Here is a 26,169-nt window from a genome sequence, read left to right as displayed (position 1 = left end):
ACCAACCTTCTTCTCTAATGCCCTGATTTATAGGGCCTTTGAGATTAGTTTTAGACACATAGGTACCGAAGCGGACGCCCTATGTTACGTAGGTACTCGTTTCACGAGCGCTAGGGCATTGATAAGAAGCCTGTACCAAGCTAGCACCGTGATCGTGTAAGGTACCATCGCACTGATTTTTGACATATATTGCTGCATCTAGCTACAACAGGATGCGCAAATGGCAGCCACGATTGTCATCAAGAATCTAAAGCACATAAGACAACTGGAGTTCTCGATTCCCGGTCCGGGCGTTCATTTGTTAACGGGTGCCAATGGATCGGGGAAGACTTCCCTCCTAGCGTGCTTACTCCGCATCGGCAAGCCAAATGCATTTCCGCTGCATTTCCGTCCATCGTCAATCTCCCCCCGTATCGATAACTTCGACGGAGCCGCCGTCACATACGCATGCGACGGTCGCCAGGTGACCTACACATATGGTGGTACCAGGTGGGTCCCCCGGCCCAAATCGGGTGGCGATGTACTCGACGCAATCGGGTTTTCCGGCGTGAACTATGTAGGCGCGACCGCCGAGCGGATAACACCTAGGCCTGAAGAGGTTCGTCCCAATAATGTTCAAGCGGCTCCACCAGAGATTATTGCCGCCGCCAACCGAATTTTCGGCACAAGTAAGTTTACGGAACTGCGCACAATAAACGTGACGCGCGGGGTACAAACACCAGTCTATTTACTTCAAAAAACAACGCCTCCCGGCGAGCGCACGCAATACTACACCGAACGTAATTTTAGTCTTGGGGAGCTGTGCGTAATAAAGCTGATCAAGAACCTGATGACATGGCCGGCCAACTCGCTGGTGCTGATTGACGAACTTGAAATTGCACTACACCCGCGAGCCCAAATTGAGCTACATGATTATCTTCAAGAAGTTGCTGAAGCGAGAAATCTGACTATCATTTTCTCAACTCATTCGGTCAGCCTAATAAAGAGCGCCCCGCGCAGCAACCTGATATTCCTTGAAGCCCGGGGGGATGAGATCATCAGGGGTTACAAGGGGTGCTTTCCCACGTACATCCTGGGAAGCCTTGCCCATACTGAGGAGAGGGTGCCAGATAAGATCATCTACGTTGAAGACGAGGCCGCCGAAGCGTTCACGAGCGTGTTGGTCGATCACTGCCTCGCACTCATCTATCCGCCGGATCGTCCCATTCCTCGCCCTAGTTTTAGGATTGTTCCTCTGGGGACATACGATTCTGTCCTACGCTTTGTGGCTCGACAAGGCGAAATACTGCCGCAAGCGACTCAAGCATATGCCCTGTTAGATCAAGATGTCCAAACAGAGGTCGTCCCTGACTGGCAAACCAGGCAAAACTATCCCCGCTTAGAAGCACTCGCGCAGTTGGGAAATCAAGTCAAGTATCTGCCGACCACACCCGAAGTCGGACTCATAGACTACCTGGTGAACGACCAGGCAAACGCGGAACGGGCCTTACGCATTGCCTTTAACGACCCTCAACTCACATTCCGCCGGCAAGAGCTAGGCCCTCAGTTAAATCCCGAAGAAGGCAAGATCCGCAGACAGGCCAAGGTGGCGGTCAGGGTTGTCGTCGATACGCTGGCCGCCCGCTATCCTGCGCTTGGCAAACCCATGATTCGACAACGTTTGTACAGCACGCTCGCGAAGCATTATTTCAATACCCGCACTGACGATATGATTGAGCTAGTTGCCTCGATGCTGAGCTGACGCAGTCCGTACGGCGCATAACAGACTAACCATATACTGGCTCATCCAATGGAAGGGTGTGATGTGGGAGGGTGCGATGTGCAGCCACTACCAGAGCCTGAAAGACGCCGAGCTGCTGCTCAAGAAGTTCGGCGCGCCCAACAAGCCGGCCAGCGGCAAGTACGACATGTGGCCACGCTACCCGGGCGTTTTCATCCGGCGGCCGGTCGAGCATGAGGCCGGAGATGGGGCAGTGCCGGACCGCGAGGCGGTTGTGGGGCGCTGGGAGGCTGATCAGCGCGATGACGAAGGCCGACGGCCTGGACAAGGCCGGCAAGCTGTCGACCATCAACGCCCGCAGCGAGACCGCAGCGAAGTCATTCACCTTCGGCAACGCCTGGCGCCGGGCCCAGCACTGCATCATCCCGGCCGACGCCATCTTCGAACCTGACTGGCGGTCGGGCGCCGCGTTGGCGACCCGCTTCACCCGGGCCGACGGCGCGCCGCTGGGCATCGCCGGCCTGTGGGACCGCTGGCGCGACGCCGCCGGCCAGCTGCAGGAGAGCTACACCATGCTCACCATCAACGCCGACCAGGATCCACTGTTCCGCGACTACCACTAGGCCGGCAAGGAGAAGCGGATGGTCGTCATCTTGCCCGAGGGCGCCTACGGCGACTGGCTCACCGCACCAGCGGATGCGACACGAGACTTCCTGGTGCCCTTTCCTGTGGACCGCCTCGTGGCCACGCCCATGGAGAAATAGGCGTCAGCCTTTCACCTTGTCGTAGAGCGTGATCGCGGCAGCCAGGGACGGCTCCATACCGTGGCGCGTGCTGTTTGCCGCCCAGACCTCGTACTGCCACCGGTTCTGCGCGAACACCCGGCAGATGGTCCAACCGCCAGGCCCTGCCCAGTAGTATTCGTCCCGCTGCTGCCAGTCCGTCACGTCCGCCATGTTCCGTCCCCTCACGGCCGAAATCGGGGCCTAATTGCGCCAATCTCAGACCAAATTATACTGTACAAACATACAGTATTTTTGAGCAAGACCGTGCAATTTCAGTGCAGCGTGCTACGCACACACCACCTCGGCGAACGCCGCCGCGACAACGATCCAGGCCAACCCGTCGTGGGCACGGTCCGGATGTACTCCATGCTTCACAAGGGCCTGAATCGGCACGTTCCGCGCATGACCATGGACGCGCTGGCAAAGTTCGGCGCCACTGTGCCCAGCGCCATCCCCGATCTCCTGGAACCCCAACTCCTTACCTTCGCCTCAGACCGAGGCATGATGGTGGTGGGGTTCGAGGAGATTGCCGGCGTGCGCTACTACCAGGGGTGGTGGATGCAATGGATCACCGAGCGACCCTGACGTCACCACGAGCCCAAGCGTCGTGATAGATTTATCACGCTCGCGACGCCCATGCCGGCCGCCGCAGAGCATTCGCCCCAATTCCCTCACGGGTTGGGGCGTTTTCGTCGGTGATGGCGATCAACGACCAATGGACTTGTGTCATTCACCGCACAATGTAACGGCCCAGCCTTTACGGCTTATGAACCTTTCCCATTGCTATCCGTCTTTTGCGCCAGTCCATCATACTGGTCGTGAACCGCTCTCACCGCCCGCCTTTCCGCCTCGTCGGTCAGAAGAAAGTCCACGGGCAGAATCGCTAGAACGACAATGGCGATCTGCCAAAGAGTTAGCACCATCAGCACGAGAAAAGTGCCGCGCCTCAACAACGCTGTGTATTCAATTGCGAAGGGAACCTGCTTAGCCAAAGGAGCAAGGACACCAACCGCGAGTATCACTATTAAGATAACCGCTGAACTAACAGCGGGCGTTAAGATCAGCCGCATATCCGGCGTTCCCGACGAAGAATCACTGGCCTGCTTTTTTCGTCGAAAAGTTAGCTTGAGCTGCTCAGGGTAGATAATTGCAAGCCAGGCCCCAACGACCGCAAAAATTATGGCAGACGTGTTCCGCAACGCCTCAAATAGCGGCCATTGAATGGAAAACGCGATTCTATCCCCCAAGTAGGCGGCAAGGAAGCAGAGCACCACAGCCGCTACGAGAAAGAACGCAAAGACTATACGTCTCCATACGCGCATTTGAAATCTCTCAACTCAATATGCTCAGTAAGTGGTGTCTGCGGGCTTCAATCTCGCGCTGCATGCTGCTCAACGAAATGACCCCAGCCGGCGAGATATCGAGGTTCATCTCAAAAGTCTCCCTAGCTTTGGCTTTGCTAACCCAATAGACCTTACCGGCTTCTCCTTTTAGGACGAATCCAAGATCCTCCCATCCCGCCACGTGCGCAACGGAAAGTTCCTCCTTGATCATGCTGTCAAGTTCCTGGACAGAAGGAGTGATCTCCAGTTCCACCTTTAACTTCTTTTCAGTGGTCACTTTGCGAGAAGAGCTTGCGCCTCTCAGGAATTTCAGCACCCCCTGATACGCTGCTTGATCCATTTGGCTGTTGACCATCAGGCGTCCTGTACGAATCACCCGTCCGATACTGGCGCAGTTTTTTTTAATGTGATCTATTGGGCCCTTTTTCACAAATTCGCTAGTACGAAATCTGGGGCGCAGGGCCAAAGCCTTTGAAGTCGGCTTCCCCGGGTCACGATAGCCCACCACCTCTCCGCTCGCCCCCAACACTGCAAACCGGCTCATCATTTCTAGGAACATCTCAACGTAGCCCCGCATTGCCGTCAGGCCCGTCAACGTCCCCTCCAGCTTGAGTGTGGCCAGCACGTTCAGAGAAGGCACAATCCAAAAGAAGGTCGCATACCCGGGAATACTATTGGGCGTCACACCATTGACGAAGACGGTGGGTTCATTGCCGACCACAGAGGCATCTGCCACCGATGCGATGCCCCCTTCACCTGCGGGCACCTCATTCCACGTCGCTACCATCACGCTATCCGTACCGCGGGAGATACCAAGTAAATACACGGCAAGAACATCCGAGTCCGGTAGCTGAGGCACCAACTTAGTCAAGGAAATCGGCTTACCTACGGACCATCTTTCGAGGTCTTCGAAAGTGGTGTCGAACCCTCCCAACGCAGATTTGTCCTTTCCCCACACATAATGCCCGCAGCGAACAATCGAATGGAACGTAACAACAACATTGTGCTTTGCCATATTCAACTCAGTTTGTGGTTTGTAACCTTATACAACAAACCACTCCAAGATGAATAGAGCCGAGCACTGACGGCAACCCCCCCGTTTCCTAAGAAGTCCCCGGTCAGCCCCTTTGGCAGTAGCGCTAGCGCAAGAGCAGTTGAATACTACAATGCCGTAATCAGGACTAGGCTTGGCGCGAGTCGCACACTAGATCTCACGCCGTCTAGATGCAAACGTCACCTCGAATTGCGCACTACAAAGAAGGCCGCTTGGTCCTAGATTGAGTGACGCCAAACGGAGGGGCGAGACACGAAGAGTAGTCTTAGTCGCATGCACCCCTGGCCCTTCGACACCATCACGCCCGAGCGCTGGGCGACCCTTCAGGACGAGGACAAGGCAATGATCGAGGCATTGACCGCCACATTCATTGCCGCGGTGGCGCGCCAGCGCCAAGTTGATACTCGCGCGCCTGCCTCCGATGACCGCCCCTACCCTGCCCGCCGGTGAGCTTTCTCGTACTCCGCGATCACGGCCACCGCGAAATTCAGCGATGCCTGCATCGAAGCCAACATCTGCCGCACGGCTTCAATAGGATCAGTCATTGATTGCGCAACCCGCTCTGCTGGTGCCGCGGCAGCAGGTTTACGGATCGAAGCTACCCCGCGGGGCAACCGTCCTCGCCGCGCCGAGTTCTTCACGGGCTGCAGGCCGGCGGTAGGTAGATAGGCAACCTCCGGCGCCTGGGACGCTTGAGCGAATTTTGAGTCGGTGCTAACTTCCATTTGTGATTCTTCCTTCCTACAGGGCTTGTCACAGACCTAACGCCTCGCTGGTTGCCGCCAGCGGGGCGTTTCCTATTGGGCCTGTCAGACCAGTATGCCTAACTGGTCGGCGGAGCCAAATTCTTTGTGCGACTTTTTGGTCTCTAACGAGACTGTTCTCATGAGCATCACCACCTTGGATGATGTAGATGTGCGGTGTGCTCACCACGGCCTGGCCGCGCCTCATGCGACATCCTCTTTCCTCAGCAGCGGCAGCACGGCCGACGACCACTTCACCTGCTGGATCGGCACGCCGGAACCATGCTTCTTGCCGGTGTCATAGATGCGTGCGAAAGATCGTCCGGCGTGCAGCGCCTCCCATTCGTCGCCGCGCTTGGCCTGCATCCCAGCCTCGGCCAGCAGCAGGTTCACCTTTCGGCCCGACAGGCCGCCCAGCATCTGGCCCAACTCCGTCGGCGTGAAAAAGAGCGCGTCCTGGTTTTCGGCTTCCAGATGGGTGTGCCCCAACTGTTGCAACAGGTTCACCTGAGTGGCGGACATGACCGCCTGGTTGGCTGCGATCGCGGCAGCGTTCTTGTCGCACCCCAACAACCGCGCCGCACGAAACAGCGGCGGGAAAGCTCGGGCGGCTTCGGTGACCAACCGAACGGGCGAAGCGGCGCGATAGCCTCCGGTCTTCCGGATCGAAGGCAAGACTTCGGACGTCACCCATTTCTTGAAACGTTTGGCCTCGGGCTTGGCGCTACTGAGGATTAGCGCGTACAGCCCAGATTCGTTGATGTGGTTCGATTGCTGCCGCCGCCCAAGTGCATCGATGACCTCGCGTTTTGCGAGGTCATCCTCTTCAACATGCTTGGCTAGCGCATCCCATGGGTTGGCATAGCCCAGGACGTCGCACACGTCCCCTGCATTGAACCACGGCTCATGGCCCTCCATCTGCACACGGATCTGGCGCGACTCGAAGTCGAATGGGATGACCTTGCTCATCGCTCAGCCTCCTGAGCATTTACCTGCATAGCTTGCCGCTCCTCGCCCATACGGTTAACCTCCGTCAATAGTGGTACATAACGCTCAAGTACCAGTACATATTCGTTCACAAAATTATCGCTGTCAACACAAACATGTACTTTTATGTACTCATCTAGCGACATAGGCCGCCGCATCCAGCATGCTCGCGCAGCCCTGGGATGGACGCAGACCCAGCTAGCAAAAGTCTGCGAAATCGCCCCGACTCAGTTCTCACGCTATGAGTCTGGTAGGGCCACGCCTCGCCCAGAGACGCTCTCCAAGATCGCCGCAGCACTCAACGTCACGATCGAATGGTTGGCTACGGGCGAGGGGCCGGTGCAGGGAGACAACCAACTCCCTCCTATGCCTGAAGGATTCGAATCGGTAAGTCTGACTCTTCCAGCAGACCTCGTTGCCCGTATGGAGGACAGCGCGCGGCAAAACGGCCTGACACTTGAGATGGAGTTGTTACGCCGGCTCGATGAGAAGAATGCGGCGGCAGCCTCTTTGGACAGCTTGGTGGAGCAAGTCCTTTTGAAACTTGTCGAACGGGCTGAGGCAGCCGAACGCGAACCCCCGGAACAACAGAGCGGTAGAGACAACAGCTTTCAGCTTGTACAAACCACTCGAGACGCCCTCCTCAAGCCGCTGCAAACCGTAGCTCATATAGCCGCCGAAGGCAGGCTGAGATCGAGAACTCCACAGATTCCTGGAGTGAACGCTCCTAAGGAGGGACTCGGCGGAGCACCGAAGACCGAAAAGCCTGAAAAGGCAAGGCCGGCTATTTCGAAGAAAAAAGTGGCGCAGAAGAAAGCCGCGCAGACCAGTCCAGAAGCCAGCAAAGATCAGGAGAACTGAACTCCCCTCGCCGAGACCTAGTCTCCATCGACACCAAAAGCAAAGCCGGCAAATTGCCGGCTTTTGTTATGCGCGCCACCTTCGCGGCGGCCTGCTCGGTGCCGCGCTACCAAAATCAGATACGTCTGCCCGGCGGTGTGGTGGGCAGCCCACGAAAACGTGATGGATGGCTTGGTCGTCGAGCCCCGTGCGATCGAGCGCGACCAGATGACGGCCGAGCTGCTGGAAGCGCCGCGGGAGTTACGTAGGTCCCCCAAACAAAAAACCCAAGGGGGGAACCCCTTGGGCTACACACCGCCTCGCGCAATGGTTGTTGCTACCTAAGCCCTAAACCCTTCCCTCGGCTAGCAACTCTCGTTGCGGTCAATGACGCGACTTACTGGGGGTGGGCGCATTCACCTTTACAAAGCTCCTCGACCTGACAGACGAATCTGACACGTGATTAAGCGACAGGATTCCAGTGAAAACGGACTCCCTGGGGATGCTAGATGGGACTGTCACAGCGAACATCGCTCGTGAATATCTCGGGCAGCGATCCCCACCCCAAATTCAAAGTGAGTTGCAAGTTTCTCTCCTTACATCCAAATTGAACGGGGGATACGAAAATTATCATCGCTTGCCTCGCCAATCAAGACCTGCAGCTAACATTCAAGGCTGCCGATGCCGGCGTAAGCATAGACGCTCGAAAGTCCCATTTGCCTGCAAAACTTGACGGCGTACGGATTCCGGTGTCTGTCCGACCTGCGCTCTCGAATCGAAATAAATCGGCCGTGCATGGTCACAATACTCAACGCCCACCCGGGCCGGGGCCGCGCACCCAGTCAGACTTGAGCCGATCAGAAACAGCATCATCGTCCATACGGGCAACTTCATCCTCCACATTCCGGACCTCCTGGCGAGCCTTCGCCGCCTGTTCGTTGACCTGTTCGTTGCGCTCCTGACGCTCATCTGCGCGGCCCGCGCTGCGCCCGCGCAGGTAGACCAGCGCCGCTGCGGCTACCGCCGCCAGCGCGGCGACCACATAGCCCCATATCCGTTGTACGAATGAAGGCATGGTCAGGCCTCCAGGGCAGCCATGGCCTGCGCATACAGTGCCGGCCAGGTCTTCGGATGCGGCTTTCCGGGGCGCCAGGTGCGCAGGTACAGCCCCCAGGCGGCCAGATCGTCGCCCACGGCTGGCAGCGCCTTCGCGTCCGTCCAAAGCAACAGCCGCGCCACACCGGCGGCCAGCACGTCGTCATATTCCAACGCCGCATAGATCGCATCAGGGTCGCACGCCACGCTACGGGCCTTGCACAGAGCCGCCAGGTGGCCCTTGCACGCTGGATGTAGGCATACGCCCCACACCCCGCCACGACTCGCACGCGAGCCCTTCTCGAATTGCCAGAAGCCCCTCGCCGGCCCGCCGATCTGGCGCCGATGCACGAAGCGGCTTTCCTGCAGGCCGATAGCCAGCAACATGACGCGCGCCGCCGGCGTGTCCATTCGAGCCGGTAGCAACGCCAGCGCCGGATTGATCGACCGTTCCACAACCTCTTTCAAGTCCATGCTCACCCCTCCCCGCCAGTCCGGCGCCAGGGCAGCAGCGCCAGCACCTCTTTCACCCACGCGACAACCCCGATCTCGCGAATGCGCGACATCCACTGCATATAGGCACCCAGCACCCACCAGGCCGGCAAGCCCGCGAGCAACATGCTCGGCCCGAGGACATAGAACCTGGCCAGCGCCAGGTCGTCACCGTCGGCACCGTGCCGGGCAAGCCAGGTCATGGCTTCCATCAGGCTGGGCTTCCAGGTGAGGACGGCAACGGCCAGCGCCGGCCCGAAAATGAACGAGCACGCCACCGTGCAGATCGAGCGCACGGTGAACTCCCTTGAGGTCTTGGGCGGCATGATCAGCAGCCCGAGGATGGCGGCCAGCGCGGCAGGCGCGCCGTAGGCCAGCGCCACTTTCACCGCGGCGCCGCCGCCGAAGCCAGCAGATGTGGGTTCCATGCAGAAATTCCTTTGATGGGGTCGCATTGCTGCCTCCCGGATGGACGAAAAAAAGACCGCCGAGGCGGTCTATGAGCGATGTGGATGCGGGCGCCTAGTTAGCGCTGGGACAACCAGGCCGGAGCCACAGGACGCAGATCTGTCGACGGGAAGCCTTCCGCCTCCGGCCACTCTCGCAGGGCGTGGCGATACACCTGCAGCTCCTGGTACTGCTCAGCGCTCAATGTGGTGCTAATCCCGTCCTCGAGCTCGTCTCGATGGCGCTGGACCAAGGCGTCGGTCGCATCCAACCGCGATCCACGCCAGGCGCGCTCAGTGGCGGCCAACTGTTCGGGTGGCGGCGGATCAGGCTCCTTCGTCATTGGACCGCCGTCGGGTCCAGCGCAGAAAACACGACCCTGTGTTTGCTCAGCAAACAGCTTTTCGTACTCTTCGACGCTGACAGGGATGCCGTCGTCGGGCCAGCCTTGCGGACTGGCCTCATACACGTCCCGCAAGGTATCCGGGTAGAACGCCAGGCGGCCGGGTGAAAAGTAGTAAGTCATCGTCATTTTCCCCAAACCTCCCAATACAGCATCACCGAGTTCCACGCGCCATTGCGAAGGTACGCGCCAGTCGTACTTGGATCGATCAAACCAACGCCGGCGTCGTCCAGCACATTAAATCGTCCGGCATGCGTAACAACCCCGCCAAGGCAGACACTCGGAAAAGGGATAGGAAATGTGACCCATGCTTCGCCGTCACCGACTCCGCGCGAGAGTCCCCACTGCCGGATGAATCCCGTATCGCCGCAGCGCCACCAGCCCGTCGCACCGAATTGGGCCGATGAACGCCCCCTGGTGGCGGCATATGCGTCTAGCGCAGCGCGCACGGAACCCGCAACATGAGCGGTAGTGGCGAGCCGGGTGCTGCTGTCCATCAGCGCCGGCGTCGGGGCGGTAGGCGTACCAGTGAATGCCGGGCTGTTCAGGTTGGCCAGCTTGAAGGGCTGTTTCCATACACCCCGGTCGCGCTCACGGATTTGCAGGATTCCGCTGCCAAGCGCGCAACCCATCTGAAAACCATTGGAGTCGTACAGCCTGTGGAGCAGGAAGCCAGACCCGAGCCAGTTTCTCGGACTCGGAACGCCCCTAGCTACATAGAATCCGGACTTGATATCTAGATCATCCAGGTCGGTCAGGCGATTGCTCACTTCGACAGCATTGTCCGTAGCCAGGCCATGTCGCGCCAAGGCCTCGATCGCGCGCTCGGGAATAAAAAGGTCTTCGCTCACCTGGTCCGGCGTCTTGGACATCATGGCACCCTTGCCATTCCCGACCAAGTAGTTGCCCGCGGGAATTTCATCCAAGCCAGTCCCGCCGTGCGTTGGAGGCAATACGCCCGTGGCCGCGCTCATGCTCAACCCGGTCACTTCCAGGGTGACGTCCGTGGACCCATCGAACAATTTGGCCCGAGCCGTCGCCCCGCCGCTGATGGAGATATTGCGCGGCGTTTCCCATTTGGCGGCCGCGCCCACCGTCATAGATGGGGCCCTTTCCGGCAGGCGCTCAACCGGCACGGTGCCAGCGGTCAGCCTCGAGGCATTCAAGTTCTGGAATGCGTACGAGATCGCGTCGCTGCCCGCCGCCGTGAGCTCCCGGCCGGTCAAGGTGGCCACGGCCTCCAGATGCCGGTAAACCCAGGTCAGCTTCTGATCCGTGAACTGCTGCACAGCATTGAATTGCTCCACCGTCGGCGGCAATGACCCGATGTAGGCCCACCCCGTGCTGTACTGGGTTGCCGAGATCCGGTCCGTGGTGCCGTTCTGCGCCCACGTTGCCTTGAAGAGCTGGAAGAAGTTGGTTTCAGCCATCAGTGAATTTCCCGCGCCAGCACGCCGGCGCCAAAACCGTAGAAGCCCTGCTCACGAAAGCCAAACGGCTTTTCCGTTGAGCCGGAGATAATTTGCACGCCCACGCCAGCGGCCGCCGGCACCCACTTGTAGGGATTGACCATCAGCGGGTCGTTCGGCCCCGGAATCCGACTGACCCAGATGCGGATCTTGGCGTTGCCCGCGTCCTGCACCACCACCCTGCTGACATCGAAGATCGGTTTGAGCGAGGCCATGATTTCGGGCGTCGTGCCGTGGCCGTTGTTCAAGGCGATCTTCCAATACAGCAGCTTTTGGTACTCAGCATCGAGCAGCCGGGTAGAGCCGGCCACCGGCCGCTCGTTGGCCCGGCGCAGTCGCACCTCACCAAAGCCGCCGACGTTTGGTTGCCCGGCAAAGCCGAAGAACCGCACATAGATCGCGTCATCGATAACGCGCGGCAGCCCGACGATTTCGCCAATGCCGTCGAGCTGCCGCCCCTCGGCCGTATCCAGCCAGCGCTGCTCGTACATGGAGAGCAAGGCGCCCTGCAGGCCGTCGGCCGGCTTCAGCAACGCCTTGACCAAGGCTTCAAGCCTCGGCTTGCCTTGAAACTGGCCCAGCCAGTGGGACCAGGCGATGCCTGGATGGTCTTGCTGCAGGTCCATCAGGTCACCTTGATGCGAGATTGGTCAAACACGGCCACCTGGGAATCCAGGATGTCGATGTTGGATGTGGTGTAGTCGGCCTGGCGGGGGACGAACGTGGGATCCGTGGAATAGGCCAGCCGCAGATCCACCGTGGCGATGCCCGGCGTGCGGTAGATCGCGCCGAAGAGCCGCTGGCGGATCACGTCGTCCCCGATCGAGAAACCATCCCCCGCCGCGGCGAGACTTGCCGTGATCGCGTCGAATCCATCCGGCGGGAACGCCTGTTCAGAGGGCGGCAGCAGCGTCACCGCGCACCACACCCAGACAAAGACCCGTTGCGGCCGGTCGAACTGGATGGGATGCCGAGCACCTTGCTTGTCGGTCACAACGACGCGTGTCGCCCCATGGGTATCAATGCCGCCCCCTTTGGTCCAGAAGATCGCCTGTGCGACTTCGTCGTCCAGACCGCCGTCCACGACCACATGGATGCAATGCGGCGGCCGGCCAGCCGCGTCAACGTCATCGCTGGTGTTCTGGAACACACGCAGCGCCCGCACGCCAGGCACTTGGTCTCGGATGTTTGGCGCGAGGCTTGGCAGGGTCGCCGCCCCCAGGCGGAACAAGCCGGTGGGATATCGCGCTCGCAGCGCGGCGTCATTCTCGGCCAAGCGACCCGGCGCGCCGGCCTGCAGGTTCTCTACCGCATCCCAACCATCCACGGCCGTCACGATGCCATTCAAGTCGCCCGGCGCGGCCGCTTCTTCCGACGGGTCGGCCGAGACGGCCAGCGCCGGCGAACCCAGGCGCACCAGGTCCAAGGTCGGTGACCAGGTGAAAGCGCGCGCAACCCGGCCATCGGTTCGCAGTCGAATAGCCGCGCCGTCGCTGGAAACTGCCAAGCCCGTGGACGCCAGTGCGGCCACCAGGCCGGCCAGGATCGCCGGCAGGTTGGTGGTGGCGCCGGAAGTGTAGGAATAGGCTTGGCCGTCGACGACGACCTCGTACAGCGACGCGGGCGTCACCACGGGTCGCAGCCACACGTCGGCAGCGGCAGCTTTGCGGATCTGCGCATCCCCGGCGAGCGCCCAGAGGTTCTGGCTGACCCGGTGGCGCACTAAGGCGCCGGCGGGAACGGCCGTCCCCTCGTTCCCATACAGGACGACATAGGCTCTCGCCTGCTGGTCAGGTTGGCGCGTCACCCCGGTGAAGGCGACCGCCCGATCCAGCGACACGCCGACGGCCGAGCCGGGATACATCGACAGGTAAACGCCCTCCATCTGCTCCCAGAGGGCCGCCGCTCGCTCGGCGAAGCTGTCGATCAGCAGGCCGATGACACTGTCTGGCCGCGTTTCGATGGCGTCGTTTACGCCTGCCGCCCTCAACCGGACGCGCAGGTCTTCGATGATTTCCTGCCGGATTTCAGGCAGGCGCATGCGGACGAACCCGTCCGGCGTGAGACCGTAGGCCATGGACTACTCAAGAAAATGGGTTCAGGGGCGATGCAGGTCGACTACCTGCGCAAGCAGGCCCGCCGATGTGTCGGCCTCGTAGGAGACGCGCAGAAGCCGCCGGCCGTGATCGATCTCCAGCCCCAGGCGCCGGACGCGGGACACACCAGGCACCTCACCGATCCGGGCGCGAAACGCAGCCTCGACCGCGGCTCGATTGGGAGCCTTCACCAGGACTTCCTCGAAGTACGGCACGCCGAAGCTGGTATCGAGGAACCACTCGCCCAGGAAAGCCAGCAGCGTCACCTTGATCTGTTGCGCCACCTTGGCGGCGCCGTCGATCAACGAAGCGCGGCCGACAAGGTCCAGCGCCAGGTCGTGGTTGTCGGACAGTGCAAGATCGATCGTCATCAAACAGGTTCCTCCGTCATTCCGCCCATGCCGTTGGGGTGCGCGTGCGTGGCGCCCACGTCCTTGCCGTCATGGGTAAGCCGGCCTCCCTCGAACGCCACACCGCCGCGGACGGTCATCGATGCACCACCCTCGCCTCCTTCACCGGACAGGCCCTGCGTGTACCGTAGCGGCCCGTTCACGGTCAGGGGCGTGTTGAAGGTCGTCTGTTCGGCCTGCACTATCCAGGACGCCACCACGAAGCTCAGTGCGCCGGCTGGCGACAGCTTCACCGAGGCCGGGCCGTACTGAATGCTCAGATTCTCGGTATCGGCCCTGGCGATTCCCGGCCGCACCACGGGGCTGGCGAACGCGTCCGACAGGTCGAACTGGCGGGGATCGTCGGGCGGCCCGTCGTCGCCGGCCAGCCAGTTTTCGATAGAACGGGCCGAAAACGACAGCGTGATTGGGTCGCCCGGCTTGAGCGGGACCGATATGAGCGCCTGCGCGCCGTTCACGTCCCCGGTGAACCACCTGACCGGCACCCGGACGATCTGAGGCGGTTTCAGGACTTCGCCGTTTGCCAGGCGCTTGGCCAGGGCCGGGCGCGCCGTCACCGTGACGCCGTCATAGGACACGACTTCCCCCGGCAGCGTCGTGTACACGTCCGCCAGCTCGGCGTCGATCAGGGCCCGCAGCCCTGCAATCGGGTTTTTCATGTCTTTCTCTTCTCACGATGCGGCAGATGCGGGTCGACCAACTGCAGCTCGGATTGCCAGTCGCCACTGGCGCTGTCGCCGTAGTGACGCACCGCCTCCACCCGCTGGAATGCCTGCACCGTGCGGCTCTCCAGTTTGACCAGGTCGCCAGGATTGATCGTAGGCAGCAACAACGAGGTCACGCGCCAGCCGTCGAGCTGCTGGCGGGCGCTGACCAGGCGCACGTCGTCGTTTGTCTGGCTGTCACGCACACGGGCTTTTTCCCTTGCCGCTTCGCGCGTGCGCTCCGGATAGCCGATGAGGCCGGTGTCGGCCGCCAGTACCACCGCCTTGCGACGGGTCGTCCCGCGCCGGCCCACAACCTGCAACTGCTGGTTCTGGATCGACCATTCCAGGCCGGTTCCCTGCGTCACTTTGTGCAGCGCGGTGCGGGCGGCTCCGTAGAACGAAAATCCCTGCTGCCACCGGCGGTCGGGCAGGTCGTCGGCCATCACCAGGGGCAATCCCATCTGGCGCGCCACATCCCGAATGATGGCGCTGGCCTGTGCGCCCGCCCCCAGGCCAATCGAGACGGCGGTGTCCCGCACCTCGGTGTAGCCGTCCTTCACGGCAAGTTCGGTCACCACATCCGGCAGTTCGTACCAGGTGTATGCGTAAACCACGCTGCCCGACGCCATCAACAGCGGCCCGCCCTCTTCCGCATAGCCGGCGTACAGCACGCAGCGCAAACCCGGCTCTTCCAGCGCCCGGCGAGTGTCCGCGGCGAGGTTGTAGATCCTGATCTTGTGGTCGTTGGGCTCTTCCTGGGCGTCCTTGCTGACTTCGAAGGTCACCCGAATGGGCTGCCGGATCTCCAGCCCCTTCTGGTTCGGCTTGCCCACCAGAAGCCGGTACACGCGATCAAACCGCGCCATGGGCCACCTCAGCCGCCTCGACGTACACCAGCGCCACCTTGCCGGTGGGCAAGGCCTCCCGGTCGATCGCATCGCGCCGGTCAGGCGCCAGCGCCACCAGCTCGCCGGCCGGCACCGCCAAGTGCCGATACATCGCCAGCAACGGCGTATCGGGCACAACGGCGATGCCGGCGACGATCACCTCGTTGTAGGCGTTCTCGATGGACAGCGTCCACCGCTCGGCCTCGCTGTTCCAGGACAGGCCCAGAAAGAACGTGGCGCCGTCCAGCTCCACCTCAGTGAGGCTGTCATTGGCGTCCAGGATCGGTATCTGCAGCATCGCGTCATTTCCCGAAGATGACCTGTTTGATTTTCCCGATGATCTGGCCGGTATCGCTCTTGAGCACCGACACTTCCTTGGGGGTCGCCTTGCCGGCGTTGGTCTTGGTGGCGCCCGCCTTGCCCTTCACGCCGCCCTTGACCTTTTCGGGCGGGATCACGGCCTGGCGCATCGCGACCTTGCGGATCTTGCGGAAGTCCGCGCTGATGCTGAACCGCTCGCCGTCCTCGTTGTTGCGGTCGATATCGCACCGCTCCATGACGAACCCGACATAGACATCCAAGCCGGTCACGACGGTCACTGGCAGCCGGTCTGCGTGGATCTTGCGCAACGCCTCTTTGGCCCCGATCAGCTTGGAGCGACCGCCTCCGCCATGGCCGCCAATGCGCGAAGCGATTGTCTTCATCCCGCCCAGCAACGAGGCTTCCGCCGCCGTCACCCAGCCTTCCAGGGTCAGCAGCTCCGATTCCTGCACGACGTGGTCGGTCACCGGCGGGCCGTCCTCGACCGGGTACTCGGTCGCCCGACTGTTGAGCGAGGTTCTCTCGCTGATCAGGGCATCCAGGGGCAGCACGCCGATGCTGCTGCCCCCGCCCCACCCGAACACCATCGACACGAAGCTCATCGCGGCTCTACCCCTACCTTGCGGCTTCTACGCCCGTATGAAAGTCCAGAAACTCTGCCAGGCGGTCAATGCTGCGCCGCTGGGTGTTGGCCAGGCCGCGCGCGGTCGCGCCAGCAACCGCGCCCGGATCAGCGCCAGGCGCATTGACCGTGGTTTCGTTGTGGATCTCTACGGTCATAGGGCCTCGCCCACCAGGCGCGCCGGCGCGCACGGCAGCACCGGCCGACACGAGCGGAACGCCCGTGCCGTTTGCAAACGCCTGCCAGACAGCCTTGTGGCCCAGCAGCTCCTTTGGGGCGGCCATGGCAGCCTTGTGGTCGTCGGTCAGCATGTCCCCCGGCAGCAGCCGCTCCAACCACTTCGCGGCCGCCTCGACCTTGTCGGTAATCCACTTGGTGATGGCGGCCCCGATCTCCTGGATCTTGGCGATCATGCGGCCGCCGATATCCTCGAAGAACTTCCACAAGCCGCTGAAGGCGTTGCGCCAATGCGCGATCGCGCCGTCCCAGTCGCCGATGAACAGGGCAACAACGCCCTTCACCAGCTCCACCCAGAACGTCCACAATGCGTCGATGTACTCGAGGACCGGCTCGAAGAAGGTCCCTTTGGCTTTGCTTCGCAGCCAGGTCCAGGCGTCACCCAGGGCCTTGTTGATCTGATCCCAGTACTTCCAGATCAGCCACAGGCTGCCGATGACGAGCGTCGCGATGCGGCCCCACGGCGTCATCACGAAGGCACGCCAGAGCATCGGCACCACCCGCGTCGCCAAGAACACGAACACATTGCGGACCACGCCCAGGACCCACAACAGCCCTCGGAAGATCTTCCATAGCCCATAGGCCATGATCAGGATCGTGCCAAGCCCCTTAAGCCAGGGCTTGAGGTCCTGACCAGCTCCTCCGAGCATGTCCTTGATCTGAATGAGGAAAGTCTTGACCGTCTCGATCTCGTCCTTCCACTCCTCCACCGGGCCGATCAGGTCGCCCAGCATCGAGTCACCGCCCCGATACCAAACGCCGATGTCGTCCATCAACAGGTAGATCGTGTACAGCAGCGCGGCCATGCGGAGCATCGGCACGAGCGCGCGGTTCCAGAGGGCGAGCATCCGTCGGGCGCCGGCGGGGCCGCGGCGTAGCGCCATGGCCGTATCCAGCCCGATCGCCGCGCGCGTGGCGGAGACCAGCGAACGGATGAGCCCGCCCGATTGCACCGTGGCCAGGCGAAGCCAAGCCCGCAGCTTCACCAAGCCCCAGGCGCCGCCGGTCAGGGCCAGCAGCCCAACCACCGTCTGAATGTGATCGGCCAGGAACTCAATGGCGCGGGTGACAGCCAGCACCGCCTGGCGCCCGAGCCAGGCCTGCCCCCAGAACCGCTGAAAGGCGTTGTTCCAGACCGTCATGGCGTCCGCCATAGTCACCGGCATGTCCTGCGCGTCGATGCGCATCTTCACCAGTTGCGACTGGAGCGCCGGCAGGAACCTGTCGCTGGTGAGGCGGCCGGCCTTTACCTGCTCGAGTAACTTGTCCGTGGTCAGGCCCAACCCATCCGCCAGCGCCACCTGCAGGCGAGGTGCCGCCCGCATCAGCGTGCTGTACTGGTGCATGGCCAGCTTGCCCTGCATGATGGCGGTGGTCAGCGAGGCGATGACCGATTCCTGGTCCTGCGCCTTGGTGCTGGACAGCGCCATCCCCAGCGCCAGGCCTTCCGTCACGTCCACCGTGTCCTGGGTGCTTTTGCCCAGGTCGGCCATGGTGCGGCGCGTGCGGACGAACAGCTCGGCGCTGGACTCGTACGATTTGTAGGTCAGGCGGGCCACGCGGGCCAGTTGTTGATCAACCTCCGTGTACTCCTGCGCCGAAGCGGTCGCCTGGCGCATGCGGGCCTCCATCTGGCCCCACGCATCGATGTCGCTGAAGATCCGCCGGACAACAGCCACGCCAAACACCGTGCCGACGATCTTGCGCAGGCCCGAGAAGGCGCCGGCCTGCTCCTTGAGTACGCGCACGCCCCGCCATTGCGCGCGGGTCGTTCTGTCCTGAGCCTGGCGCGCGTCCTGGATGCCCAGGCGAATGCCCTCCCAGGTGCCGATTCCGATTTCCCGAACCGTGTGCAGGCCGCTGCGCGCCTTGGCCATGAGGGTGCCGTAGGCGGCCTGAACCTGCCCAATCCGAGCTCGCGTATCCGCTACGTTGACCGGAAAGGCCGATGCCGCCCCAACGCCGGCCACAGCCACGGCCGCGCCACGAGGTGCGGACGGCAGACCTACGGACGTAGGCGTGCTGATGGCCGGCGTGGGTACGGCTGCGGGCCGCAGCGTAGCAGCCTGCCGCAAGCTCTCGCGCATGCGTTGCACGGCGGATTCTGTGACCCGTGCAATGGCGTTCTGGACATCCGCGTAGGCCTGCTGGTACCGCTGCAGACCCGAATCGTCCACCTCGTACCGCAGGAGGGTAACCAGCTCGCGAACTACATTCATCGGTCTTTCCTATTGGCGTGGGCCTGCTGGGCTTCCTGCGCGTCCATCAGGGCATTCAGCTTCAGGATGTCCAGCAGGTCCACATGCCCCTGGCGCACCGCGTCGAGGCTGACGTGGCCGGCCAGGATCGGCCGCCAGATGATCAGCTCTCGCTCAAAGTCGGGGCGGAAGACGCCGACAGATTCCCCAGCTTCCCGCGGGCCAGACCAAAGCGGCTGGCCCAGCGCGCCAAAGGGCCGGCGAAGTTGTGCATCAGGACGTGGTACATGAGTTCCAGGATTTCGGAGAAGTCCTGGAAGGCCAGCCCGCGGTGGGCATCGGTGAGCTTTTGCGGCTCGCGGCCCTCGAGCTCGAAGCTGACGTTGTCGGGGCCGACCAGCAGCCCATACCACTTCTGCAGCTCGTCGCCGCCCAGGCGGCTGGACAGGTGTCGCAGGGCTTGCATGACGGCCAGCTCGTCCCGCTGTATGGCCTCGCCAGCGCCAGCGGAGCCGTCGCCCGCCTGGCCACCCACGTCGGCGCCAAACAGCGAGCCAGCAGCCGGCAAGATTTCCTTCTGCAAATCGCCCAACAGCTTGAGCTGGGTGGATGCGTCGAACTTGAGGATATGAAAGGTGGTGGTCCCAATGGGAACCGACAGCGTACGGCTCATCAGCTATTGCCTCCGATGACGTTGATGGAAGGACCCGTTTCGATCACCCATTCACGGGTGCCGACCTTGGCGCCGTAGCCGGCTTCGGGGTTCTTGACGATCCAAGCGGAATCCGCGGCGTGCAACGACTTGCCCCGCAGGTCGGTCACGGCCACAGGCACGGCGCCGTCGCCGTCGGTGGCCTTGTCGGCCTGGTGCAAGGCCGACAGATGCGCGTTGCTGGCGCTGGTTTGCAACAGCGTCACGGTGATGCGCAGGCGTGTGTCGCGCGACATGGCGCGGGCCACCTCGCCATCGACGCCCGAAACGGAGGTAATTCCCTCGCCGATCTCGGCGACGGTGACAAAGGTGTCTTCGGCCAGGCCGCTGAGCGAGATCGCGCCCATTACGATCTTCACCCGGCTCGGGGCATAGCTTTTTACGGACATACTCAGGTGCTCCGCTTAGATTTGTTGATAGGTCAGGTTGCCCTTGATGTCGCCGACATGGATGGCGCCGGCCAGTCGAGCGCTGAACTTGAGGTCGCGCAGGACGCGATTGGCCTTGTCATTGGTGGGAATGTTCATCGACAGCGGCGCCGAGATCACAAAGCCCGGGATGATCTTGCCGGCGGCGTCGACCTCGTCGGGCGCCACCAGGCCGCGAGCCTGGGCAAGCATCAGAGCCTTGCGCACGCCGGCCACCAGAACCTGGATACCGTCGTCGGTGAACGGCACCTTGCCGGGTGCGTTGACGAGCTGGGTGGCCACCTCGATCTTGACCTGCTCGGCCAACCAGTCGCGGCCGCGGATGACGTCGATCCACTCGCCCGCGGCCACCTTGCCGTTCTGGGTCACGGCGAAGCTGCGCATCTGCTCGAAGGTGTTGGCGTTCTTGGCGTGCGCCGCCAGCGCCTGGCCCTCGGCCAGCCCGTCGTAGGTGATACCGGCCAGGCGCGCGTTGGCCCAGGTTTCCCCGCCCGGGTAGAACGTGAAGCGGTTGGCCGCCACCGCCGCATCCAGCGCCTCGCTGTCAGCCTTACCGTGAAACCAGACATGCGTGCGGAAATACTGCTTCTGCTGGCATTTCGAGGCCAGGTCGTCGTTGGCGGCCGCGTCGAGGATGCCGGCCTGGGCGCTGGAAACGCCAAACAGCCGTCCGTTCGATTCGACCCATTCGGCCGCGTCGAGGATATCCTCCTCATAGCGGCTGGCCAGGGCAACGCCATACCAATCGGCGTTCTCCTTGCTGCATGCCGTCAGCGCAGCCGTAGGCGTTTCCAGGCTGCGGGCAACATTCAAGAACAAATCGCCTTTAACCGAGACCGCCACGGCAAGGCCGGCTTGCTTGGCGGTGATGTAGATATCTGAGCCCACCGAGGTCGGCGACACCGGTGCGCCACTGTCGACGATGGCCTGGACCAGGCCGGCGGCTATGTCCGCCGGCGTGCTATCGGCCCGCCCCGTGAATCGGCACGCCACCAGCGGCAAGGGGCCACTCGAAACTGGCCAGGACAGCCTGATCACATAATCGCTGGCGCTTGCACGCGTAACCGCGACATGCGAGGTCTCGACGTGGCGCCGGCCGACGAAGACTCGCGGCACTGTCGGGATCTGCTTGAAGGCGTCGCGCACAGCGATGTACAACGGGTCGGCCTGGCTCAGGCCCAGTTCCAGCAGCTCGGCCGCCTCCGAGACGACCAGGATGCGGCCGACCGCCAGCGCGTGCGCGCCCAGCACCAGGATGTCCGAGAAATTCTGCTGCTTGATCGCGGTGGTGTTCAGGGAGATCGCCACATTGACGATCCGTTCAAGGTTTGCCATGCGTGGCTCCAGTAAAAAGGCCGCCAGCAAGGCGGCCAGGTGGCAAAGGGGAAGCGGCCGCGCGCCTACGTGGCGGGCGCGACCGATTCGATAACAGGCACGGCCGCCAGGCTCGCGACGACATAGCGCACGCCCAGCTCCAGGAGGGCGCGCTGCTCATACCGCGCACCCTCGCGCAAGACGGGAATGTTCTGCAGGCGGCCTCGATCAAAGACCGCCAGGCCAAGGGCTTCGGCGCGCTCCTCGAATTCGGGGTGCTGCAGGCGTAGCTGAAGCGTGTCCAGGCCGTCATAGGCGCCGGCGCCGAACCCTTGCAGCTCCACCGTGGCGTCATTGTGTTGAGATATCAACGCGTTGCCGTCCTCATCCACCTCGCCCTGCTCGGCCCGGCTGGCCTGCGCCCAGCGCACCGCCATGGCGATGTACGGCGGCGCCGGCCGTGTGCCGTTCTCGTTGGCAAAGATCACGGGGATGCCGGCGGCGGCCGCCTCGATCAGCTCGAAAATCGCGTCTTCCGGTGTCATGGTTGTCCTGCGGATGTATGCGCCGATGGGACTATCGCGCCCGTGCTTGCACGGCCTGCGACTCGGCGCCGCCCTCTCCGGTGACCTGGATTGCCCGGCCGGACCCGGGGAGAGACCCTGCGGACGCTTAGCCCCGTCCGCCCCCGGCCCAGGTTGCCGGGGTGTGCTGGGAATTCTGTTGTTCCTGGTCGGCCAACAGCACAGCCAGGTAGCGGTAATGGGGAATGACGCCCGACTGCCAGGGCGCCACGCCCACCAGCAGGTATTCACCCGCTAGCGGCCCCGCGCCCCAGACCAGCCGATCGCCGCCGGTCCAGTCCTGGCCGGCCACGCTCAACAGCTCGGACGTGTAGATCCGGACGGCCGCCCGTATGCGGCGCCCTTCGGGGGTCGCCTGCAATTGCTCGTAGTCGCCCACCTTGGCCGGCTGCACCGAGGCGGAAATGGTTCTATCGGGAATGGGCTCGCCCTCGATCCAGCGCCCGCGCTCCCGGCGGCCGGGCAACTGGCCAAGGATGACATGTGGCTTTCGGAAACTCATGCCACTACACCTTCTGGTATCGGACAGCGTTCACCAGCAGCCCGTGATCGATCAGGGGCACATCGCTGCCCTTCTTGGCCACGGTCGATTTCGCGTTGGGCTTGGCCCATTCCTTGGAATGCTGGATGTGCGCCTTCTGGTGCTTTTCAGCAAACGTACCCAACTGATCCAGGGCCTGCTCCACGGTCAGACTGCCGTCTTGGACGGCGCCCGCCATCCGCTCCATGGCCATGCCCAGCACTTCGCCGTTTTTCTCGGCAAAGTCGCGGATCGCAGGCCGGGCCGGGATGTGCTCGGTGCCCAGCTCGTTCCAGATCGCGATGTCGATCAGCTCGATCCCCGTCTCCGGGTCTCTGCCGGCATCCCGCTGGATGCCAAACTCGACGCCGCGCCCGTTGATGGCCTTGGCAAGACGCGCGTGCGCCTCCAGCCCCTTGTCGATCGCCTTAACCGCCACGGGGAATGCTCCTTATGGTGGCCGCGCCAACCTTGCAGATGCGCGCCAGCCGTTCGTATCTGCCGTAGAAGCCCGCTGGATCCTCCGCGCCTGCCACTCGGCCATAGACGCGCTGCAAGTCGCCTTCCTTCTCGCTGACCAGGCCAGGCCTGGCCACCACGCCGTCGGCGTCCGCCGCGAGCTGCGCCTTGATGCCGTACAACAGCCAGGCGGCGTACCAAAGCTGTGCCTCGTCCTGCAACTTGGGGGGCAGGCATGCCGGCCGATAGTCGGCGGCCATGGCCAGCGCCCGTTCCTTGTCCGGCGCCGGCAAGCTGGCCACCGCCGGCGCCAGGAAATCCAGATCGTCGATGGTGGCCGCCATGCTTACGACTCCTGCGAGCCGCCGCCGGCCGGCGTATTCCCGCCACCTTCGCCCGGGGCGGCAGCCTTCAAGGCCTCATACAGGCCCTGCAGCTCAGGCTTGGAGGCCGATGGCGAGTACTGAGCGCCCTGCTCATCGAGCCAGGCTTTCAGCTCCTTGACCGTGGACGGCTCCTTGTCCGCCTTCGCCGCAGGGGTCGGCTTGTCACCGCGGCCCGGCGGCACGGCCGCATCCTCGCCAGGCGGGTCCGTCTCGACCAGCAGCTCGCGGTCGATCAGGTCCTGCACGCCTCGGTCCTCGGGGTTGACCCACGCGGCGCGCGTCGGCGCGATCACAGTATGGCCACCGATGTTGATTACCGCCTTGGTTCGGTTTTCGCAATACAGCATCAGATATCTCCCTTCGCCATCGACAGCGGGTAAAACACGACCACCCCGCCGGCACGCGCCAGGCACGGCACGACGAGTTCAAGGCCACGGGCCTGCGCTGCCAACTGGTTGAACGGCATCGGCAGCTCCATGGCGAGGTTTTCCTCGCTGTACTCGTAAGCCAGGATCAGATCCTTGCCGCCGGCGCCCGCCCCCTTGAACTCGGCGGCGCCGATGATCTGCAGGCCGGGATGCTTGTCCAGGAAGAACTGACCCACGGTCTTGCCGTTGGAATCCGGAACGCGGCGCGAAAAGATGCGGCTGCGCTGTTCGGTCGGCATGACGATGCGGGTGGGCGTGTGCACGTCCTTGGACTGGTTGGTCACCGCGTCGTAGATCATGTCCAGGTCGGCCAGGATCTGGTCGGGGGTCGTGGCCGGATTCAGCCAGTCACCGTGCAGCCCCACCACCAGCGGCACGTTCGGGTGGTTCACCAGGCCGTACAGGCCAAACTTGCGATCGCCGATCAGCGCCATCTGGTTCAGCTTGATCTCGATCGCCTTGCGGGCTGCCATCGACTTGCGCGTGGGCAGGTCGCTGCGGTTGGCGGCGGCCGCCCGCAGCTCCATCACGCTGTAGCCGTAGGAGTCGCCGATGTTCTTGATCTGGGCGACCTTCTCTTCGCCTTTCACGTCCGCGCGCGGCAGGTCGTCGGCGTAGTTGGCGACAATCTTGGCCATGCCGACCTCGTCGTACATGAAGTACGTGAAGGTCTCGGCCCACTCGGGCACCTCGGTGGAGATCGGCACCAGCGTCAGGCCCACCATGGGCGGCAGCTTCTTGTCGTAGGTCCGCGTCTTGACGTAGTCCAACTGGCGGGCGCTGTAGAGACCTTCGTCCTCGCGCATGCCGGCCAGCGCCACGACGATCTTTTTGACGGCCGGCAGGTCGGCCTCGTCGTAATGCTCGTGTTTTTCCATGCTGATTCCCAATAAAAAAGGCCCCTATGCGGGGCCTTGGGGGTGATTGCGGATGATGGCGGCGGGATCAGGGCGTCGCCGAGGCGGCAAAGGGCGCCAGCAGCTCAATCAGGGCGACCTTGCCGCCGGACACCTCCACCGCCCCCGACCGGAAGACGGCGTTGGGCACACCGGTAGCGCCGCTGTCCGATACGGTGCCGTCAGCCGCGCAGCGGACCAGGCCGTCCTTGGTCACGGCGCCACCGGCCGACACCTTGGCCCAGCCGCGGCGAACGCGCAGCACGCTCACGGCGTCAAACTCGCGGTAACCGCCATCGCGGGGGATGGTGTGGGTGTGCAGCGCCAGGCCGCGGATGCGCGAGCCCGGGCCCGCGACGATGCGGTCGTCGGTGGTGTCGCCCACGATGACGCCGGGGGCAATATCCCCTGCGGCGGCGTAGGTCTCGACATCGTCATAGCCCAGGTCGGCCTTCATGCCGGCGTAGGCCGGCTCCATGCGGTCATCGTAGATGGCGGGCATTATTCGCCTCCTTTCTTCAGGTTCGCCAGGTAGGCCGAACGGGCCGCGCTGGCCGATTTGGGCGGCGGCGCGCTATCGGAGCGCTGCTGCCGGGCCGCCGACGGGTCGCCACCGGCCAACTCGCGGCGCTGCGTCTCGACGGCATCCTGCCGGCTCTTGGCTTCGCTCACGGCCAGGTCGAACGCCGCCTCGATGTAGCCGTCGGACTTGTCGGCCAGATCGGCCGAGTCGCCACGGACCGCCTTGATGACGCCCTCGCGCAGCGCGCGGTCGGTGCTGTCAGCCTTGAACGCCACCTTGTGCTGGGTGGCCACCGCCTCCAGCTTCACGCGGGCCAGGGCCGCGCCCTTGGCGTCCTGGCGGGCCCGCTCGATGCCCTGCTCCGCCTGGTCCGCCCGCGCCTTCTCGGCATCGGCGCGGGCCGCCTCGGCGTCCGCCTTGGTGGTGGCCGTTTTCAGGTCGGCTCGCAGGCGGTTGATCTCCTGTTCGACTTCGGGCGCGGCGTCATAGGACAGGCCGTTGTCGAGTCGGATCTTGACCGTGCTCATGTCATGTTCCTCATCGGTTTTGGTTACGGCGTCTGCCGCGTCTAGGTTCAAGCGCGCATTGCCTGCGCGCCCGCGTTTCACCACGGCGAGGTGGTTGTATCGGATGTGCCGCTGGACGATGTCGTACGGCTCGCCCTGCGGCGATACCCCGGGGGTTTCGTCCAGCTCGAGCTCGTAGCCCAGCGACAACTCCTTGTTGCCAGCGTCCACGGGCCCGGTATCGAATATCTGGATGTCGCCGACCATGTTCTGGCCGTCCTGGCGCCCTGCGGACAGGGCCGTGCCGATCATGTGCTGGCGCACGTTCTGGGCGTTGACCTTGCCCGGGTGGCCGTCGGTGATCGGCTTTCCCCGCAGGCTGGCCAGGGAGTCGGCGTTGAACACCTCCTCGGGCGGCCGGTATTCCCGGCGCACGCGGCCCGCGCCGTCCCGGTATTGGAAGACGCCGGTACGCGTCAGCACGGGCGTATCGACCAGGTAGCCCTCGTCCGTGCGGGTCGCCTTGAGCGGCGCCCGGTCATATCGCATCACCATGG

Annotated in this window: 32 protein-coding genes and 2 pseudogenes; 6 read left to right on the top strand and 28 right to left on the bottom strand. The window is 63.0% G+C overall.

Annotated elements, in window-relative coordinates; all coding sequences use genetic code 11:
* The first annotated feature begins 220 nt into the window (after window positions 1–220).
* Window positions 221–1,741, top strand: a complete 1,521-nt coding sequence (locus tag AC6CR5_RS00770; RefSeq protein WP_175146746.1) for an AAA family ATPase — start codon at window positions 221–223, stop codon at window positions 1,739–1,741.
* 76 nt (window positions 1,742–1,817) lie between these two features.
* Window positions 1,818–2,484 (top strand): annotated as a pseudogene (locus tag AC6CR5_RS00765) (SOS response-associated peptidase).
* Between the two features lie 3 nt (window positions 2,485–2,487).
* Here AC6CR5_RS00765 and AC6CR5_RS00760 read toward each other — a convergent pair.
* Window positions 2,488–2,676, bottom strand: a complete 189-nt coding sequence (locus AC6CR5_RS00760) for a hypothetical protein (protein WP_498085194.1) — start codon at window positions 2,674–2,676, stop codon at window positions 2,488–2,490.
* 81 nt (window positions 2,677–2,757) lie between these two features.
* On the opposite strand from AC6CR5_RS00760, the gene AC6CR5_RS00755 reads away from it, so the two are divergent.
* A complete protein-coding gene (locus tag AC6CR5_RS00755; protein ID WP_241083091.1) occupies window positions 2,758–3,090 on the top strand; it encodes a hypothetical protein in 333 nt (110 codons plus the stop codon).
* Between the two features lie 179 nt (window positions 3,091–3,269).
* Here AC6CR5_RS00755 and AC6CR5_RS00750 read toward each other — a convergent pair whose 3' ends face one another.
* Window positions 3,270–3,827, bottom strand: a complete 558-nt coding sequence (locus AC6CR5_RS00750) for a hypothetical protein (RefSeq protein WP_241083092.1) — start codon at window positions 3,825–3,827, stop codon at window positions 3,270–3,272.
* A 10-nt stretch (window positions 3,828–3,837) separates the two neighbouring features.
* A complete protein-coding gene (locus AC6CR5_RS00745; RefSeq protein WP_498085193.1) occupies window positions 3,838–4,863 on the bottom strand; it encodes a hypothetical protein in 1,026 nt (341 codons plus the stop codon).
* Between the two features lie 312 nt (window positions 4,864–5,175).
* Between AC6CR5_RS00745 and AC6CR5_RS00740 the strand changes: the two genes are divergently transcribed.
* On the top strand, window positions 5,176–5,352 hold the full coding sequence (locus AC6CR5_RS00740; protein ID WP_241074820.1) for a hypothetical protein: 177 nt from the start codon (window positions 5,176–5,178) through the stop codon (window positions 5,350–5,352).
* 497 nt (window positions 5,353–5,849) lie between these two features.
* On the opposite strand, the gene AC6CR5_RS00735 is transcribed toward AC6CR5_RS00740, so the two are convergent.
* The gene (locus AC6CR5_RS00735) at window positions 5,850–6,614 is read right to left on the bottom strand and encodes a BRO-N domain-containing protein (protein WP_498085192.1); all 765 of its coding nucleotides are present in this window, start codon (window positions 6,612–6,614) and stop codon (window positions 5,850–5,852) included.
* Window positions 6,615–6,758: 144 nt separating this feature from the next.
* Here AC6CR5_RS00735 and AC6CR5_RS00730 point away from each other — a divergent pair.
* Window positions 6,759–6,956 (top strand): annotated as a pseudogene (locus tag AC6CR5_RS00730) (helix-turn-helix domain-containing protein); the annotation flags it as partial.
* Window positions 6,957–6,998: 42 nt separating this feature from the next.
* The gene (locus tag AC6CR5_RS00725; RefSeq protein WP_498085763.1) at window positions 6,999–7,493 is read left to right on the top strand and encodes a hypothetical protein; all 495 of its coding nucleotides are present in this window, start codon (window positions 6,999–7,001) and stop codon (window positions 7,491–7,493) included.
* A gap of 787 nt (window positions 7,494–8,280) precedes the next feature.
* Here AC6CR5_RS00725 and AC6CR5_RS00720 read toward each other — a convergent pair.
* The 24 genes from AC6CR5_RS00720 to AC6CR5_RS00605 form a co-directional block, all read right to left on the bottom strand.
* Window positions 8,281–8,547, bottom strand: a complete 267-nt coding sequence (locus AC6CR5_RS00720; RefSeq protein WP_498085191.1) for a hypothetical protein — start codon at window positions 8,545–8,547, stop codon at window positions 8,281–8,283.
* A 2-nt stretch (window positions 8,548–8,549) separates the two neighbouring features.
* Window positions 8,550–9,041: a hypothetical protein gene (locus tag AC6CR5_RS00715; RefSeq protein ID WP_498085190.1), complete on the bottom strand. Its 492-nt coding sequence runs from the start codon at window positions 9,039–9,041 to the stop codon at window positions 8,550–8,552.
* A gap of 2 nt (window positions 9,042–9,043) precedes the next feature.
* Window positions 9,044–9,487, bottom strand: coding sequence for a hypothetical protein (locus AC6CR5_RS00710; RefSeq protein ID WP_054446237.1), 444 nt, complete (start codon window positions 9,485–9,487; stop codon window positions 9,044–9,046).
* A gap of 98 nt (window positions 9,488–9,585) precedes the next feature.
* Window positions 9,586–10,032, bottom strand: a complete 447-nt coding sequence (locus tag AC6CR5_RS00705) for a phage tail assembly chaperone (protein WP_054446236.1) — start codon at window positions 10,030–10,032, stop codon at window positions 9,586–9,588.
* A gap of 2 nt (window positions 10,033–10,034) precedes the next feature.
* Entirely contained in the window at window positions 10,035–11,339 is a 1,305-nt protein-coding gene (locus tag AC6CR5_RS00700; protein WP_498085189.1) for a gp53-like domain-containing protein, read from the bottom strand.
* Window positions 11,339–12,004, bottom strand: coding sequence for a baseplate wedge 1 family protein (locus tag AC6CR5_RS00695; protein ID WP_498085188.1), 666 nt, complete (start codon window positions 12,002–12,004; stop codon window positions 11,339–11,341). The genes AC6CR5_RS00700 and AC6CR5_RS00695 overlap by 1 nt, the downstream gene beginning before the upstream one ends.
* On the bottom strand, window positions 12,004–13,455 hold the full coding sequence (locus tag AC6CR5_RS00690; protein WP_498085187.1) for a hypothetical protein: 1,452 nt from the start codon (window positions 13,453–13,455) through the stop codon (window positions 12,004–12,006). The genes AC6CR5_RS00695 and AC6CR5_RS00690 overlap by 1 nt, the downstream gene beginning before the upstream one ends.
* Before the next feature lie 21 nt (window positions 13,456–13,476).
* Window positions 13,477–13,845: a contractile injection system sheath initiator gene (locus tag AC6CR5_RS00685; RefSeq protein ID WP_498085186.1), complete on the bottom strand. Its 369-nt coding sequence runs from the start codon at window positions 13,843–13,845 to the stop codon at window positions 13,477–13,479.
* Complete coding sequence (locus AC6CR5_RS00680) at window positions 13,845–14,543, bottom strand: Gp138 family membrane-puncturing spike protein (RefSeq protein ID WP_498085185.1); 699 nt, start codon at window positions 14,541–14,543, stop codon at window positions 13,845–13,847. The genes AC6CR5_RS00685 and AC6CR5_RS00680 overlap by 1 nt, the downstream gene beginning before the upstream one ends.
* Window positions 14,540–15,457: a phage protein gene (locus tag AC6CR5_RS00675; RefSeq protein WP_343718615.1), complete on the bottom strand. Its 918-nt coding sequence runs from the start codon at window positions 15,455–15,457 to the stop codon at window positions 14,540–14,542. Before AC6CR5_RS00675 ends, AC6CR5_RS00680 begins: the two co-directional genes overlap by 4 nt.
* Window positions 15,444–15,776, bottom strand: coding sequence for a phage baseplate plug family protein (locus AC6CR5_RS00670; RefSeq protein ID WP_498085184.1), 333 nt, complete (start codon window positions 15,774–15,776; stop codon window positions 15,444–15,446). Before AC6CR5_RS00670 ends, AC6CR5_RS00675 begins: the two co-directional genes overlap by 14 nt.
* 4 nt (window positions 15,777–15,780) lie before the next feature.
* Window positions 15,781–16,401, bottom strand: a complete 621-nt coding sequence (locus AC6CR5_RS00665; protein WP_063584417.1) for a phage baseplate protein — start codon at window positions 16,399–16,401, stop codon at window positions 15,781–15,783.
* Window positions 16,402–16,414: 13 nt separating this feature from the next.
* Window positions 16,415–18,877 carry a tape measure protein gene (locus tag AC6CR5_RS00660; protein WP_498085183.1) on the bottom strand — a complete coding sequence of 821 codons (2,463 nt, stop codon included), beginning with the start codon at window positions 18,875–18,877 and terminating at the stop codon, window positions 16,415–16,417.
* A 142-nt stretch (window positions 18,878–19,019) separates the two neighbouring features.
* Entirely contained in the window at window positions 19,020–19,529 is a 510-nt protein-coding gene (locus AC6CR5_RS00655) for a phage tail assembly chaperone (RefSeq protein WP_498085182.1), read from the bottom strand.
* Window positions 19,529–19,957, bottom strand: coding sequence for a phage structural protein (locus tag AC6CR5_RS00650; RefSeq protein ID WP_498085181.1), 429 nt, complete (start codon window positions 19,955–19,957; stop codon window positions 19,529–19,531). Before AC6CR5_RS00650 ends, AC6CR5_RS00655 begins: the two co-directional genes overlap by 1 nt.
* A gap of 15 nt (window positions 19,958–19,972) precedes the next feature.
* The gene (locus AC6CR5_RS00645; RefSeq protein ID WP_498085180.1) at window positions 19,973–21,331 is read right to left on the bottom strand and encodes a DUF3383 family protein; all 1,359 of its coding nucleotides are present in this window, start codon (window positions 21,329–21,331) and stop codon (window positions 19,973–19,975) included.
* A 65-nt stretch (window positions 21,332–21,396) separates the two neighbouring features.
* Entirely contained in the window at window positions 21,397–21,855 is a 459-nt protein-coding gene (locus AC6CR5_RS00640) for a phage neck terminator protein (RefSeq protein WP_498085179.1), read from the bottom strand.
* Window positions 21,856–21,982: 127 nt separating this feature from the next.
* On the bottom strand, window positions 21,983–22,396 hold the full coding sequence (locus tag AC6CR5_RS00635) for a hypothetical protein (protein ID WP_498085178.1): 414 nt from the start codon (window positions 22,394–22,396) through the stop codon (window positions 21,983–21,985).
* Window positions 22,397–22,400: 4 nt separating this feature from the next.
* Window positions 22,401–22,853, bottom strand: coding sequence for a hypothetical protein (locus AC6CR5_RS00630; protein WP_498085177.1), 453 nt, complete (start codon window positions 22,851–22,853; stop codon window positions 22,401–22,403).
* On the bottom strand, window positions 22,843–23,217 hold the full coding sequence (locus AC6CR5_RS00625) for a DUF4054 domain-containing protein (protein WP_498085176.1): 375 nt from the start codon (window positions 23,215–23,217) through the stop codon (window positions 22,843–22,845). The genes AC6CR5_RS00630 and AC6CR5_RS00625 overlap by 11 nt, the downstream gene beginning before the upstream one ends.
* A 2-nt stretch (window positions 23,218–23,219) precedes the next feature.
* Window positions 23,220–23,606 carry a hypothetical protein gene (locus AC6CR5_RS00620; RefSeq protein WP_498085175.1) on the bottom strand — a complete coding sequence of 129 codons (387 nt, stop codon included), beginning with the start codon at window positions 23,604–23,606 and terminating at the stop codon, window positions 23,220–23,222.
* Window positions 23,606–24,565, bottom strand: coding sequence for a DUF2184 domain-containing protein (locus AC6CR5_RS00615; RefSeq protein ID WP_498085174.1), 960 nt, complete (start codon window positions 24,563–24,565; stop codon window positions 23,606–23,608). The genes AC6CR5_RS00620 and AC6CR5_RS00615 overlap by 1 nt, the downstream gene beginning before the upstream one ends.
* A 67-nt stretch (window positions 24,566–24,632) precedes the next feature.
* Window positions 24,633–25,085, bottom strand: a complete 453-nt coding sequence (locus tag AC6CR5_RS00610) for a structural cement protein Gp24 (RefSeq protein WP_498085173.1) — start codon at window positions 25,083–25,085, stop codon at window positions 24,633–24,635.
* The gene (locus AC6CR5_RS00605; RefSeq protein WP_498085172.1) at window positions 25,085–26,167 is read right to left on the bottom strand and encodes a DUF2213 domain-containing protein; all 1,083 of its coding nucleotides are present in this window, start codon (window positions 26,165–26,167) and stop codon (window positions 25,085–25,087) included. Before AC6CR5_RS00605 ends, AC6CR5_RS00610 begins: the two co-directional genes overlap by 1 nt.
* Window positions 26,168–26,169 lie beyond the last annotated feature (2 nt).

Source organism: Achromobacter sp. EG18, assembly GCF_059759395.1.
This window is presented reverse-complemented; position numbering and strand designations above follow the sequence as displayed.

Excerpts from the sequence above, each read along its gene's own strand:
- AC6CR5_RS00770 (WP_175146746.1), top strand. The coding sequence starts at position 221 with ATGGCAGCCACGATTGTCATCAAGAATCTAAAGCACATAAGACAACTG.
- AC6CR5_RS00760 (WP_498085194.1), bottom strand. The coding sequence starts at position 2,676 with ATGGCGGACGTGACGGACTGGCAGCAGCGGGACGAATACTACTGGGCA.
- AC6CR5_RS00750 (WP_241083092.1), bottom strand. The coding sequence starts at position 3,827 with ATGCGCGTATGGAGACGTATAGTCTTTGCGTTCTTTCTCGTAGCGGCT.
- AC6CR5_RS00745 (WP_498085193.1), bottom strand. The coding sequence starts at position 4,863 with ATGGCAAAGCACAATGTTGTTGTTACGTTCCATTCGATTGTTCGCTGC.
- AC6CR5_RS00740 (WP_241074820.1), top strand. The coding sequence starts at position 5,176 with ATGCACCCCTGGCCCTTCGACACCATCACGCCCGAGCGCTGGGCGACC.
- AC6CR5_RS00735 (WP_498085192.1), bottom strand. The coding sequence starts at position 6,614 with ATGAGCAAGGTCATCCCATTCGACTTCGAGTCGCGCCAGATCCGTGTG.
- AC6CR5_RS00725 (WP_498085763.1), top strand. The coding sequence starts at position 6,999 with ATGCCTGAAGGATTCGAATCGGTAAGTCTGACTCTTCCAGCAGACCTC.
- AC6CR5_RS00720 (WP_498085191.1), bottom strand. The coding sequence starts at position 8,547 with ATGCCTTCATTCGTACAACGGATATGGGGCTATGTGGTCGCCGCGCTG.
- AC6CR5_RS00715 (WP_498085190.1), bottom strand. The coding sequence starts at position 9,041 with ATGGACTTGAAAGAGGTTGTGGAACGGTCGATCAATCCGGCGCTGGCG.
- AC6CR5_RS00710 (WP_054446237.1), bottom strand. The coding sequence starts at position 9,487 with ATGGAACCCACATCTGCTGGCTTCGGCGGCGGCGCCGCGGTGAAAGTG.
- AC6CR5_RS00705 (WP_054446236.1), bottom strand. The coding sequence starts at position 10,032 with ATGACTTACTACTTTTCACCCGGCCGCCTGGCGTTCTACCCGGATACC.
- AC6CR5_RS00700 (WP_498085189.1), bottom strand. The coding sequence starts at position 11,339 with ATGGCTGAAACCAACTTCTTCCAGCTCTTCAAGGCAACGTGGGCGCAG.
- AC6CR5_RS00695 (WP_498085188.1), bottom strand. The coding sequence starts at position 12,004 with ATGGACCTGCAGCAAGACCATCCAGGCATCGCCTGGTCCCACTGGCTG.
- AC6CR5_RS00690 (WP_498085187.1), bottom strand. The coding sequence starts at position 13,455 with ATGGCCTACGGTCTCACGCCGGACGGGTTCGTCCGCATGCGCCTGCCT.
- AC6CR5_RS00685 (WP_498085186.1), bottom strand. The coding sequence starts at position 13,845 with ATGACGATCGATCTTGCACTGTCCGACAACCACGACCTGGCGCTGGAC.
- AC6CR5_RS00680 (WP_498085185.1), bottom strand. The coding sequence starts at position 14,543 with ATGAAAAACCCGATTGCAGGGCTGCGGGCCCTGATCGACGCCGAGCTG.
- AC6CR5_RS00675 (WP_343718615.1), bottom strand. The coding sequence starts at position 15,457 with ATGGCGCGGTTTGATCGCGTGTACCGGCTTCTGGTGGGCAAGCCGAAC.
- AC6CR5_RS00670 (WP_498085184.1), bottom strand. The coding sequence starts at position 15,776 with ATGCTGCAGATACCGATCCTGGACGCCAATGACAGCCTCACTGAGGTG.
- AC6CR5_RS00665 (WP_063584417.1), bottom strand. The coding sequence starts at position 16,401 with ATGAGCTTCGTGTCGATGGTGTTCGGGTGGGGCGGGGGCAGCAGCATC.
- AC6CR5_RS00660 (WP_498085183.1), bottom strand. The coding sequence starts at position 18,877 with ATGAATGTAGTTCGCGAGCTGGTTACCCTCCTGCGGTACGAGGTGGAC.
- AC6CR5_RS00655 (WP_498085182.1), bottom strand. The coding sequence starts at position 19,529 with ATGAGCCGTACGCTGTCGGTTCCCATTGGGACCACCACCTTTCATATC.
- AC6CR5_RS00650 (WP_498085181.1), bottom strand. The coding sequence starts at position 19,957 with ATGTCCGTAAAAAGCTATGCCCCGAGCCGGGTGAAGATCGTAATGGGC.
- AC6CR5_RS00645 (WP_498085180.1), bottom strand. The coding sequence starts at position 21,331 with ATGGCAAACCTTGAACGGATCGTCAATGTGGCGATCTCCCTGAACACC.
- AC6CR5_RS00640 (WP_498085179.1), bottom strand. The coding sequence starts at position 21,855 with ATGACACCGGAAGACGCGATTTTCGAGCTGATCGAGGCGGCCGCCGCC.
- AC6CR5_RS00635 (WP_498085178.1), bottom strand. The coding sequence starts at position 22,396 with ATGAGTTTCCGAAAGCCACATGTCATCCTTGGCCAGTTGCCCGGCCGC.
- AC6CR5_RS00625 (WP_498085176.1), bottom strand. The coding sequence starts at position 23,217 with ATGGCGGCCACCATCGACGATCTGGATTTCCTGGCGCCGGCGGTGGCC.
- AC6CR5_RS00620 (WP_498085175.1), bottom strand. The coding sequence starts at position 23,606 with ATGCTGTATTGCGAAAACCGAACCAAGGCGGTAATCAACATCGGTGGC.
- AC6CR5_RS00615 (WP_498085174.1), bottom strand. The coding sequence starts at position 24,565 with ATGGAAAAACACGAGCATTACGACGAGGCCGACCTGCCGGCCGTCAAA.
- AC6CR5_RS00610 (WP_498085173.1), bottom strand. The coding sequence starts at position 25,085 with ATGCCCGCCATCTACGATGACCGCATGGAGCCGGCCTACGCCGGCATG.
- AC6CR5_RS00605 (WP_498085172.1), bottom strand. The coding sequence starts at position 26,167 with ATGGTGATGCGATATGACCGGGCGCCGCTCAAGGCGACCCGCACGGAC.